A 12,854-nucleotide genomic window follows, 5' to 3' on the forward strand; every position below is an offset into this window, starting at 1 on the left:
GTGTAGCAGAGAATAACTTTTGAAACAAGAATAGAGAGAAAGTGATTTTCTTACCGAATTACGGTAATCGACAAGAGGAACCGTCCTGCGACGGTTTGACAGAATTTGAAAGATGAGCAATTAAGTTCTGATAAGTAGATGTTTGAACTAGTGAATTTTGAATTTATATTTTTTTAGAATTTGAGATTTGAGATTTGAGATTTGTGATCTGATGAATTTTGAATTGAAAGAAGGTATAGAAACATAAAGGAGTAAATAAAATTTTAAAAAACGACGTGTTACCCGACCGTCTATAATATATTAAGTAGTTAAAGTAGCAGCATATGAGCAACGACGATTTCAACAGTATTTCATTTGACCTCCCTAAAAACCAGTCTAACGTGATTAAGGTTATAGGTGTAGGCGGTGGTGGCAGTAATGCCATCAAACACATGTTTCAGCAAGGAATTAAAGGTGTGGATTTTGTTATCTGTAATACAGATGCACAAGCCCTAGAAAATAGTCCTGTCCCTAATAAAATCCAGTTGGGAGTATCTCTGACGGAAGGTTTAGGAGCGGGAGCAAATCCAGAAGTGGGTGAGAGGGCAGCTCAAGAAAGTATTGAGGAATTAAGAGCAATGCTCGACCCTCGCACTAAAATGGTATTTATTACCGCTGGAATGGGTGGTGGTACAGGAACTGGAGCGGCACCCGTGATTGCACAGGTGGCTCGCGACATGGAGATTTTAACCGTCGGGATCGTAACCACTCCTTTCCATTTTGAGGGTAAGGTTCGTAATGAACAGGCCCAAAAAGGGATTGAAAAATTCCGCCGTAATGTGGATTCACTAGTTATTATCAACAATAATAAACTGCGTGATGTTTATGGAAATCTAGGATTTAAAGCTGGGTTTAGCAAGGCAGACGAGGTTCTTGCTACGGCTTCCCGTGGTATTGCAGAGGTGATTACCAACCACTACACGCAAAATATTGACTTGCGCGATGCTAAAACCGTGCTTGCAAATTCTGGAACTGCCATTATGGGAAGTGCCCAGGCAACGGGATCTAACCGTGCCCAAGAAGGAATTTTGAAGGCGCTCGATAGCCCGCTGTTGAATGATAATAAAATCACAGGTGCTAAAAACGTATTGCTACTTATCGTTTCTGGGTCTGAAGAAATTACTATTGACGAGATAGGAGAAATTAACGAGCATATTCAGAATGAGGCCGGCGGTGGTGCAAACATTATTATGGGAGTTGGCGAGGATGAATCTCTAGGTGATGCGATTGCTGTAACGGTGATTGCGACGGGATTTAATGCAGAGCAACAAAATGAGATCTCAAATACAGAGGGCACTAGAATTATCCACACTCTAGAGGAGGAGCAACGTGCTACTCAAGTTTTAGATGATAAAAAGGACCGTGTCGTTGCGGGAACTTTGATCATGGATGACAATGATGTTGCTCAAGAGGATGCTCAAAATCAGAACATATTAAACGATTCATTAGATGATAATGAGTCTGAGAATGAGTCCGCTTTCGCGAAAGCGGAAACTCCACAAAATCCTGCACCAGCACAAGCTCCATCAGAGCCAGTGATCATCGTACACGATTTAGGCGATGAGCATCCTGAAGAAATTATTACGCCTAAGAATCAGAACCCACTAATTCCTACTACAGAGTTTTTGAGAAACCTAAGTGTCGTTTTTGAAGAGGTACTTGATCAAGAGCCTAAACTAGTCGTTAGTCGATCAGCAGAAGCTCCAGCACAGAAAAAGGCGGAAACTAGAGAGGAAAAAGATCAGTTTTTATTTGACTTTGAAATGCCGGCAAGTAAAAATAAAGAGGCGGAACACGAAGCGCCACAAGAAAAAATCACTTATCAATTAGATGATATTGAAGTGAATGATCCAGTAGCTGTGATTCCAGTGACTGAGGTTTCTAATGAGGGCGTAAAGAAATATTCTCTTGATGATTACATGGAAGTTGAACGAAAATTGAATAGTGCTTCTTCATCCCCTAAAAAATCTTATGTAGAAGAAGTCCATATTACAACAATGGAAACGCCACAAGAAGATTTAAAAAAGGAGATTCCAGCAGATGTAGATCCTACAGATTTACCTATAAATGAAGTATTGAAATTGAGAGCGGAAGAACGTAAAACAAAGATGCATGCTCATAATTTCAAATTCAAAAGCAGTCATAGACTGGACGAGATTGAAAAAAAACCGGCTTATTTGCGTCATGGTATTGAACTGGATAAAAATCCTTCAGAGGGAGAACGATCCAGAACAAGTCTTTCCACAGATGAGAATAACGATGTTCATCTAAGATCAAACAACTCCTTTCTTCACGATAACGTGGACTAGAAAAGAACTTTAACTGATATGTAGACCCGAAATCATTATGGTTTCGGGTTTTTTATGAACTTATTTTAAGGTGTAGTTATAGTATTGAACAAGCGGTTTTGGCATTCAAATCATTATTTTTGTAATTAAAACTAGAGAATTATGAGTCTTGAAAAAGAAGTGATGACAGCCTTGAAAGATGCTATGAAAGCTAAAGATCAAACGGCTCTAGCGGCATTAAGAGCAGTTAAAAGTGAATTGTTACTAGCAAGAACTTCTGGAGATAGTGATGGAATGAATGAAGAGGAAGAGGTGAAACTAGTGCAGAAACTAGTAAAACAACGTAAAGATAGCGCTCGAATCTATTCAGAACAAAACAGAGAAGATCTTGCGGAACCAGAACTGGCTCAAGCTGCGATTTTAGAACAATTCCTGCCAGTCCAATTAAGTGAAGAAGAGATTGCTGCTGTGATAGGAGAAATAATCGTTAGAACAGAAGCTAGCGGAATGAAAGATATGGGTAAAGTGATGGGAATGGCAAATACCCAACTCGCAGGAAAGGCAGATGGTAGAACAATTAGTACTATAGTTAAGGCAAAATTGTCTTAAGTTTGCGCTTGATAAAAAACGATTAATTGGCCTCGTGGCGCAACTGAATAGCGCATCAGATTTCGGCTCTGAGGGTTGGGGGTTTGAATCCCTTCGAGGTCACGAATAAATGAAAACACCTGAAAAATGTCTGAGCTTGCTCAAGCATTTTTCAGGTGTTTTCATTTTCAGAGCGTAGCTCTGTAGGGAAAGCCGTGAGGCAATCCCTTCGTTTTGATTTCCAAAACGGAGCTCTGTAGGGAAAGACCGTGAGGCAATCCCTTTATTTTCATTTCCAGAACGGATTTCTTTAGCGTTAACTGCAAGTATTTTTTCATTTTCAGAGCGTAGCTCTGTAGGGAGAGCCGTGAGGCAATCCCTTCGATTTCATTTTCAGAGCGGATTTCCTTAGCGTTAACTGCAAGTATTTTTTCATTTCCAGAGCGGAGCTCTGTAGGGAAGGCCGTGAGGCAATATCTTTATTTTCATTTCTAGAGAAAGATTCTTTTGTATAAGCTGAAAGTATTTTTTCATTTTCAAAACGGAGCTTTCTAGAATAAGCCGTGAGGCAATCACTGTTATTACTTTAAAAGCAGATTTCTAAAGGAAGCCTTCAGAAATTGCGCTTTTACTTGGCAAACGCTTGAAATTTTAAGCAAGATTTTTCATTTCCAAAGCGGATTTCTACCCTAATACAGAAAGGCATCTCCATTTCTTATACAGATTTTAAATAATGGAACTTCCAAAGATTCTATTTACAAGACAGAACAGTGTAAATTCATGACGCTCGTTGTTTTTCAACATTTGACTCTCATTGTCGGATAGATTTAAGATCCGTTAGAAACTATAGAGATACAAGGTTAGACAACCAGCTTTTCGCTCTTGCATTATCTTTAACTTTGGACAACCTTTTAAGATTTTTGATATTCTTTTATCCAGCCAAAACTCTCTTGAATGATCAGTTCCTTTTTATCATTTAAGAATTTTAAATAAGCCTCAGCAGTTGGAGAAAGCTTTTTAGCCTTAAGCCATATCAGACACCACTGTGTGCTCATAGGCAATCCTTTGGTAGTAATAATTTGTAAATCTTTATTTTGAATCTCGTTCTTGATTCCTATGAGTGGCATGATAGAATATCCTAAACCTGCAACGACTGCCTGTTTAACTGCTTCATTAGAGGTGAGCTCTATCTTTTTACGTACTGGGTGATGGTGTTTTGTAATAAATGTTTCCATAGCGTCGCGTGTGGCAGATCCATCTTCCCGATAGATAAAAGATAAGTTCTCAAAATCCTCTTTTTTAATAGTCTTTCCTTCAAATTTCCTCTCATTATTTCCAACTAAAAAAAGCTGGTTTTTCATAAGTTCAACGTGATGAATATTTAGTTTTCTAGGCAAAACAGAAACGAGTGCGAAATCCACCTCATTTCGTTCCATACTTCGCACCACTTTAGACTTGTTGGTCACATCCATTATTAATTCTACTCCCTTATGTTCCTTAATAAATTCAGATAAGAAATAGGGCATTACATATTTACCGGTAGACGCTACAGATATTTTAAGTTTTCCGGACAATTCTCCCTTAAAGGCTAGAGTCTTATAATTAATAGCATCAACCTCGTGGATAATTTTCTGCGCTGCCTCTGCTATTTCCATTCCAAATTCCGTCACGTACAATTTTCTACCTACTACTTCTGTCAACGGAATTGAAAATTGGTTTTGAAAATTTTTAAGTTGGATCGATACAGCAGGCTGAGTAAGAAATAATTCTTCTGCTGTTCGTGTAATACTCTGATTATTTGAGATTCTCAGAAATATGTTAAGCTGGTGAAGTGTGTAGTTCATAAAAACTATTTATGCATAGCATTGCAAATATAAATAATAACTAATGGATTAATTGGGTAACCTTTGCCACGATAAATCCCATAAAATCGAACCATGGAAAACTCTAAAGCAGTAGAAAACAAATCCGATCAAAAAATTCAACTTGTAAAAGGAGAGTTTACTCCATCACAAGCCTCTGAAGTTATCAATGCACTGATCGATCAGAAGATCAACTATCACAAGATTGAAAACATACAGATGTGGGAGAAAGATCACAGTACTGATCAAGAGCCTCTAAAAAAACGCATTAAGGAATTGGAAAACGAAAAAGAAGTCGCAAGAAAGTTTATTGCAGACTTGAAAGCTAAAGGTAAAAAGCTCACAATGGACGGAACGATCATCTTGAAAGCAATCGATTAATTCTGTTTCATAAATTAAATTCAGTTTTCATTCTACAATTTCAAAACAAACAAAATGGCATTGACCCAGACGGCAAACCATCATACTCAAGGTAGCATTGTAAATCACAAGGAACATCAGATCCCATTCATCTCTAAAATCGCTGCTCCCCTATTATGGTTGTTCTTTTTTACTTCCATTGCACTTTTAACCTATTATCTTATTGAGAAACCATTCTGGAATATTCAAAATATATTTTCTATAAACAGTTTTACCCTTCTTATCTGGACTACGGTAACTTTCTTTAGCGCCATCGTCAGTACTTACTCTAAAAGCTACCTGAACGGCTTTACCTACCAAGCAAAATTCACTGCATTGTGTTTAGGTTTCACCCTTTCCGTAATGCTGTTTGTAATGTCCAGCCATATTGCACCGTTCTTAATCTGCTGGTTGGCAATGGGGTTCTTCATGGCTCAACTTATAGGTGTGGACTCTAAATGGGGTGAGGCGAGAGAAGCTTCTAATTTTGCTCAGAAATTCTTTTTGACGGGAACGATTTGTTTAGGTATAGGCGTAATCCTTTTAGCCTATACCACCCAGCAATACACCATTTTAGGAATTATGGACAATTTGAGTATGGTTTCAGATTACACCTTAATAGTAGCTGCCTTATTCATAATTCTGGCGGCCATTATTCAGTCGGCTATTTATCCGTTCCATCGCTGGTTGCTATCTGCAATGACGTCGCCTACACCGGCATCTGCGTTGATGCACGCGGGATTTGTCAACGGTGCGGGAATTTTACTCGCACTATTTGCTTCAGTTATGGTAAGTTCAAACACGTTGACCTTACTCTTTATTATAGGCGGTCTTACCGCAATTATTGCACAGTTTACAAAACTCTTACAGGTTAACGTTAAGCAAAAACTGGCTTGTTCCACCATCGCACAGATGGGATTCATGATTATGCAGTGTGGACTAGGGTTTTTTAATGCTGCGGTCGCTCACTTGATCCTACACGGATTTTATAAAGCTTATCTATTTCTTTCCTCTGGGGAAGAGATCGCTCAAGGTACGCCGCATAAGCCGCATAAAATTAGCATCAAACCGCTAGAAGCTGTGGTAGTTTTAGTTTTCGGAATAGCGGGAGCGTATTTATTCTCTATCCTCACCGGAAAAACAGATATGACAGATAGCAGCATTTTTCTAACCCTGATCGTTGCCATAACAGTAGGTCAAACAACCTATAATATTGTAAAACAGGAAAGTTTTTCCTTAGTTCAGAAAGTGTTCGTCCCGATCGCGTTATTCGTTACTGGAATTGTATTGTACGCTCTTCTGTATAACGGAGTTACCATCGCGATGGCAGACTTACCTATGATTGAACAACCCCAGCCGTTGTCTATAATTCAAATAGTATTCGGGATTATATTTTTAATTGGATTCTTTATAATGAAACTAGGAGTGTATCGCAAAGTGCCATGGCTTTATGTAAAACTCATGAACATTTCACAGCCTAACGCACAAACTGTTTTAAAATATAAAACTTTACAAAAATGATCAATCAAAGCTTTTTAAACAGCATAGAACAAGCCAGTAATGTAGTTGGAAAAACCTGGCCTTTGTACTCATTTGTAACCTCAAATCCGCTTGTTGGGTATGAAAACATGCATTTTGCAGAGGCAATTAAATCAGTGGAGCAATTATTAGGGGCAACCACACTGCCTTCTGCCTCTGCTTTTAGACAGGCTTTTGAACAAGGAGAAATAGATCAAGATATAATTTATAAGTTACTGGTTGAAGGTGGCTTTAATGAAACGATCGAATTTTATATCAATCAACTTAATTCTGAAGTAACAACCAAGGCATTTAATGAAAACCATAAACTGGATAGAATTATGGTTAAATGGCTTTCTGCGTTTATGGACGAAGGTCTAGCGGAATGGGAAATGCCTCATAAAGAAGAAGGATTTTTTAAATCGTGGCGCAGTCTGGCAATCTATGATAATGAAATAGGGTTTAAATCATTAGGTGCCATTCCTAAGACGAGTTCTAGCGCATTGCAGGAAGTTTTGGGCAAACACTCTGCAGAGGAAAGACAACGTATTTTTGAATATCATCTGGGCGCATTACCAGGCTGGACGGGATACATAAAATTCAGAGAAAAGGACAACACGCTCTGGCAACAAGCTTACCGCATAACATTAGAAGAATATCTCGCGGTACGATTAACGGTTGCTGACGTTATCAAGGCGCAAATTCTTCCTGAAAAACAAGCCCTAACTGGAGAAAATCCCATCAGGAATTTACAACACATCTTTTTGAAAGCCTGGGAGAAAACCTGGCAAGCATCCATGCTGACAAAGTTAAAGCAACAAGGAATTGATGCAGGATCAAAAAACGCTGTCGATAAGTATGATGCGCAACTTGTATTTTGTATTGATACCAGATCTGAATTGATTCGTAGACATGTTGAAAAAGTTGGGAATTATGAAACTTTTGGGTATGCTGGATTCTTTGGTATTGCAATGGATTATACAAATTTTGAAGATGGATTATCTAGAAAATCCTGTCCTCCTATAGTAGGGTCTGCATACCAAGTTTCTGAATCTGTTTTAAAGGGAAAAACGGGAGAAGTTGAAAAGGTCATAAAACGAAATGAGCGTAAAACCTTTGTCAATTACTTTCTTACTCGTATGAAAAACATGCTTCCTTCTGCATTTGGGTATGTGGAAGGAGCTGGTGTCTTTTATGGATTTTCACTACTCTCGCGCACTCTTTTACCTGCAAAAACTTATAGTCCTGAACGTAGAAACCAATTAGATTATGAGAATGTTTGTAGTCCAGAAATGAATTCGACTAGTACCGATATCAATCACAGCAGCATCCCATTAGAAGAAAAAATCGGTATTGTGAAATCTGCTTTTGATCTCACGGGATGGACACAATTTTCTCCTTTAGTTCTATTTGTAGGGCATGGTAGTCATTCTGCAAACAATCCTTTCGGTTCTAGTCTTGATTGTGGTGCTTGCGCTGCAAGTCCAGGTAGACATAATGCAAGAATGCTGGCAAAGCTGGCAAATCTGCCTGAGGTAAGAAATGCCTTAAGAAATAGATATCAACTCGATATTCCGGCAGATACTATTTTTATAGGAGCAGAACACAATACCACTACAGATGAAATAGTAATTTTTGATTCTGAGGTTCCAGATTCTCATGCGACTAAACTTGATGCACTTATACAAAATTTGAAAAAGGTACAGGAAATGGCTACCCAAGAACGTTTAGGTACTAGATCAAGCGGAGTTCCTGCAGCACACAAAAAAACAAATAATTGGGCCGAAACGAGACCAGAATGGGGACTAGCTAAAAACGCAGGATTTATAGTAGGTCCTCGTTCACTTACTAAACAAATTAACTTAGAAGGAAATTGCTTTCTTCAATCCTATAACTGGGAACTTGATACGGAAGGAAAGGCATTGGAAGGAATCATGCAGGGTCCCATGGTTGTTACACAATGGATCAACAACCATTACTATTTTGCAACTGTAGATAATGAGAAATTTGGTGGAGGTTCAAAAATCACCCACAATGTTACTGGAAGGTTTGGCGTGGTACAGGGAAATGGAGGTGATTTAAAAATAGGTTTGCCTCTGCAGTCGGTTAACAGTTCTGATGATCGATTGTACCATAAACCGCTCAGGCTTTCCGTTATGATTCAGGCACCTAAAGATCGTATTCAAGATATATTAGTAAGAAATGAAAACCTCAAATCGCTTTTAGATAATGAATGGATCTACTTATTGGTTATGGATCCTACCCAAGAAAATGAAGTCGTAATCTATAAGAAGGGTTTGAACTGGATCAACACTCTTTCTAAGAGCGATACTATGGAAACGATTAATAGCTAATCTAGATCGTTAAGAATGTCACGATTGTTGATGGTTCTAATTGTAATATAAATACTTGACGTTAGTTGAGATGTTGATGAAAGTTCCGCTTTCGCGAAAGCGGAACTTTTATAATTGATATCAGAAACTTACTGTTCTTCTTGAACAGCACTGGGAGGAATGATGGATAAACTATCCACCATAACGCTATCCACAACCACCGGAGGATTTCTAAATAGGGAATCCTTAATCCTCATGGTTTCTAAATAAGTGCTATCGCTTTTGAAATAATTTGTGGCGTCAGATGCACCTTGCTCATCAAAGGCCGGACAGGGAAAGTATGGTAAATCGTATTCAAAATTAGTCAACATAGGACGGTTCCAACTGCTCAGGCTTTTGAACATGGAAGCCACCATAGGCATGGCAGTATTAGCACCACTTCCCATATAGGTACTTTCAAAATGAACCCGTTTGTCACGCGCTCCTACCCAAGAACCGATCACGACTTGCGGCGAAGCTGCGATGAACCACCCATCACCATTGTTCTGTGTGGTGCCCGTTTTTCCAATGATATTAAAAGGAATATTCCATCTGCTGAATCCAGCGCCAGTACCTTCTGTCAAAACCTCTCCCATCATTTGCTGTAGTTTCTTAACACTGCTAGCTGATGCTACACCGCCATCATACTTAGGTTTTGCCTGATACAAAATAGTTCCCTCTGTATCTGTAATTTGCTGGATCATGTAGGGATTAACCTTATTGCCGCCGTTGGAAATACTAGCGTATGCCGTCACCATCTCCATCAAACTAATATTTGCGGTTCCTAATACAATAGATGGAACTTCTGGAATATCTGAAGTAATCCCCATTTTACGCGCTTTATCTATAGTATTAGAAACTCCTACCTGCAATTGCAATGCAGCAGATATCGTGTTGACTGAATTTGCTAATGCACCGTGGAGACTATAGCTACCGCCATAAGATCCGTTACTGTTTTTAGGTTGCCAGTCTTCATATTTGCTATAAGTACGTAGTGAGTTGTCATAATAGGTACAAGGATCGATTCCTTGATCTAATGCTGTGAGATACGTTATAGGTTTAAAGGTGGAACCTACTTGGTTTTTCCCCTTGATATTATCAATCTGGGAAAACCCATAATCGATTCCACCTAAATATCCTAAAATCGCACCATTCCTAGAGTTCATGGCTAGAATACCAGTATGCAAACGAACCATGGAACTGATGATACTGTCTTCAACAGATTGCTGTCTGGGTTCAAAGCCTTTACCTATTTCCCAATATTTTCTGCTTTTCGTGGTATTTAGATACTGCTGTATTTGAGCTTCACTCTTGCCAGCTTCCATCATGTTTTTAATCACGGGTTGGATGGCCATTAAATTCTCAATGAAAGCTTCCTTACCACCTTCTGTGGTTTTACTGGTCCAGTGTTTGTCCATCAAATTCTGTAAACGCACCATATTGCGCTCCATAGTTTGTTCTGCATATTTCTGGATATTAGGTTGTAGTGTGGTGTAAATCTGAAGCCCATCTAATTCTAAATCATAAACCTCACCATCAGGCCCTGGATTTTCCTTTGCCCATTCATTAAATTCTTCACGCACATATTCTTTATAGTATCCCGTAAGTGTAGAGTTTTTTTCTGCTGGACTGTATTTCAATACAAGTTCTGTTTTTGCAGCATCTGCTTCTTCTTGAGTGATGACCTCATTTTTTACCATTTGTTGTAAAACGACATTACGCCGGTTGGTTGAATTCTCAGGATTATTTCTGGGATTATAATAAGAAGGTGCCTTCAAAACTCCTACTAAAGTTGCCGCTTCTGTAAGAGTTAGGTTTTCAGGAGTCTTGCTAAAAAACCGCTGAGCAGCCTTTTCGATACCGTAAAGATTTTCACCGAATGAAACGGTATTGAAATAAAGTAGTAGCAATTCTTCTTTTGAATATACTGCTTCTAATCGTTTTGCAATGATTACTTCGCGCATCTTATTAATGGGTGTACTCAAAAACCACAGGTCTTTCCTTCCAAAAACATTTTTGGCGATCTGTTGTGTGATTGTACTGCCGCCACCTTTACCTTGTTGCATAAGGATAGATTTGACAAAAACGCGACCATAACTTCTATAATCAACGCCTGAATGTTCATAAAACCGGACGTCTTCAGTAGCAACTAATGCTTTTATCAAATAAGGATTTAATTGGGTAGAATCGATGTTACTGCGGTTTTGTAGATAGAAATAAGCAATGGGCTTTTTGTCACTCCCATACACGGTTGAGGTAACCGGGTTTTCTAATTTGGCCAGCTCTTTACCGCTAGGCACATGACCGAACAGTCCTGCATAAGTGCCCAAGAATAAAAAACCAACAAACGCGATCCCACATAAAACTAAATACCCAGCAAATTTGAACGGGTGATGTTTTACGAAATTTAAAAATCCTTTAAATCTTGAGTTTCTCTTTTGAGAGTCGGTTGACGGGATCATACTTGTTAATTGTGGCTATCGGTGGTTATATCATCAAAATTGAACAAAATGCTTTAGGGTTGTCACTTAAATTAGGCAGCATTTTTTAAGCAATTATTTTGATCTTCTTAGTAATATTAAAATACTGGTTTGAATTGCCTGAATTTACGCTTTCGCGAAAGCAACATAAACTAGTATATCAATAAATTTCTTTAATTATGTAAATATAACGCCGCACTGTGTAAAGTTTATATAAAATGAAAGCATGTTGTGTAAACCTCTTTCGATCAGTATTTTATACAGGTTTTATTTTTTAGTAGAGTGTGAAATGTTTTAAAACTTAAAGGAATCGTACTATTTAGAAGCGGGTTTAGAGGATTGAATTATTGGTAAATAGGATTATTATTCAAAACGAAAAATAAGCCCTAAATAACACTTCAACAACAAAAGTTAAATCGCGATTTCGTCTGGCCATAATAGTATCTTTGCGCCGCTTTTAAATAAAGAAAAAAGCTATGGAGGAATACTGGACTTTTGGATTTAGTGTGTTTACCGGACTTTTTGCGATTACTAATCCTATCGCAAATGTTCCCGTGTTCTTGGGATTAACCGATGGCGCGGGAAAAATAGAAAAGCATAGGATTAATTCTAAAGCCACGATGACGGCTTTTATAATCATAGCACTTTTCACGTTATTGGGTAAATTTATTTTTGACTTTTTCGGGATTACCATACCAGCATTTAAAATCACTGGTGGATTGTTGATTTTCTACGCAGGTTTCCGCATGTTGCAATCTAAAAAGTCTAATATGAGACATTTAGATGAAGTTGCAGTTGATGAGAATATTGCGATTTCCCCACTTGCCATACCGTTAATCGCTGGTCCTGGAACAATCGTAACGACTATGAATTATGTTACGGATGCCTCTTACCTATATATTGCGATTGTAGTTGCGGTTGCAGGATTGATCTGTTGGATGAATTATCTAGCATTCAGATACAGCAACTTAATTGTGGAAAAGATCGGGAACAATGTAATCACGGTTATCGGTAAGATTATGGGTTTGATCATTTCTATTATCGGAACAACTATGGTTATTGATGGAATCAAACTAACTATCGCACTAGGATAACTTCCGCCGATTTTCTTTATAGATTAAATCTAATCTCGTTACAGGAATAGCATTGCTCACTTTATAGAACTAAACCGAAAAGAATCTAGTTTGTATAATTAATACATATTATTTAGATCTTCATGATTTAAATCTTTTGAGTGGACTATTTTAAAACAACAGATATCCAGATTTTGTTTATCATGAACTCTCGACTTTAAAAGTTTAAAATCAA

General features: G+C 38.2%; 8 protein-coding genes and 1 tRNA gene. 7 read left to right on the forward strand and 2 right to left on the reverse strand.

Annotated elements, in window-relative coordinates:
* The first annotated feature begins 323 nt into the window (after positions 1 to 323).
* The 3 genes from ftsZ (at position 324) to IQ282_RS06285 (ending at position 3,038) form a co-directional block, all read left to right on the forward strand.
* Positions 324 to 2,348, forward strand: a complete 2,025-nt coding sequence (gene ftsZ / locus IQ282_RS06275; RefSeq protein WP_194851001.1) for a cell division protein FtsZ — start codon at positions 324 to 326, stop codon at positions 2,346 to 2,348.
* Between the two features lie 141 nt (positions 2,349 to 2,489).
* Positions 2,490 to 2,936 (forward strand): GatB/YqeY domain-containing protein, encoded by a 447-nt coding sequence (locus IQ282_RS06280; RefSeq protein WP_194851002.1) that lies wholly within the window; start codon positions 2,490 to 2,492, stop codon positions 2,934 to 2,936.
* A gap of 28 nt (positions 2,937 to 2,964) precedes the next feature.
* Positions 2,965 to 3,038 (forward strand) — tRNA-Arg (locus tag IQ282_RS06285).
* Positions 3,039 to 3,826: 788 nt separating this feature from the next.
* Here the strand turns inward: IQ282_RS06285 and IQ282_RS06290 are convergent.
* The gene (locus tag IQ282_RS06290; protein ID WP_194851003.1) at positions 3,827 to 4,759 is read right to left on the reverse strand and encodes a LysR family transcriptional regulator; all 933 of its coding nucleotides are present in this window, start codon (positions 4,757 to 4,759) and stop codon (positions 3,827 to 3,829) included.
* A gap of 93 nt (positions 4,760 to 4,852) precedes the next feature.
* On the opposite strand from IQ282_RS06290, the gene IQ282_RS06295 reads away from it, so the two are divergent.
* The 3 genes from IQ282_RS06295 to IQ282_RS06305 are packed head-to-tail and all read left to right on the forward strand — an operon-like array spanning position 4,853 to position 9,048.
* Positions 4,853 to 5,158 (forward strand): hypothetical protein, encoded by a 306-nt coding sequence (locus IQ282_RS06295; RefSeq protein WP_194851004.1) that lies wholly within the window; start codon positions 4,853 to 4,855, stop codon positions 5,156 to 5,158.
* A 54-nt stretch (positions 5,159 to 5,212) separates the two neighbouring features.
* Entirely contained in the window at positions 5,213 to 6,697 is a 1,485-nt protein-coding gene (locus IQ282_RS06300) for a proton-conducting transporter transmembrane domain-containing protein (RefSeq protein ID WP_194851005.1), read from the forward strand.
* Positions 6,694 to 9,048 carry a DUF2309 domain-containing protein gene (locus IQ282_RS06305; RefSeq protein ID WP_194851006.1) on the forward strand — a complete coding sequence of 785 codons (2,355 nt, stop codon included), beginning with the start codon at positions 6,694 to 6,696 and terminating at the stop codon, positions 9,046 to 9,048. The genes IQ282_RS06300 and IQ282_RS06305 overlap by 4 nt, the downstream gene beginning before the upstream one ends.
* Positions 9,049 to 9,176: 128 nt before the next feature.
* On the opposite strand, the gene IQ282_RS06310 is transcribed toward IQ282_RS06305, so the two are convergent.
* The gene (locus tag IQ282_RS06310) at positions 9,177 to 11,528 is read right to left on the reverse strand and encodes a transglycosylase domain-containing protein (protein ID WP_194851007.1); all 2,352 of its coding nucleotides are present in this window, start codon (positions 11,526 to 11,528) and stop codon (positions 9,177 to 9,179) included.
* 494 nt (positions 11,529 to 12,022) lie between these two features.
* Between IQ282_RS06310 and IQ282_RS06315 the strand changes: the two genes are divergently transcribed.
* Positions 12,023 to 12,640: a MarC family protein gene (locus IQ282_RS06315; RefSeq protein ID WP_194851008.1), complete on the forward strand. Its 618-nt coding sequence runs from the start codon at positions 12,023 to 12,025 to the stop codon at positions 12,638 to 12,640.
* The last annotated feature ends 214 nt before the right edge of the window (positions 12,641 to 12,854 follow it).

The organism is Nonlabens antarcticus (assembly GCF_015356755.1).
Taxonomy (GTDB): Bacteria; Bacteroidota; Bacteroidia; order Flavobacteriales; family Flavobacteriaceae; genus Nonlabens; species Nonlabens antarcticus.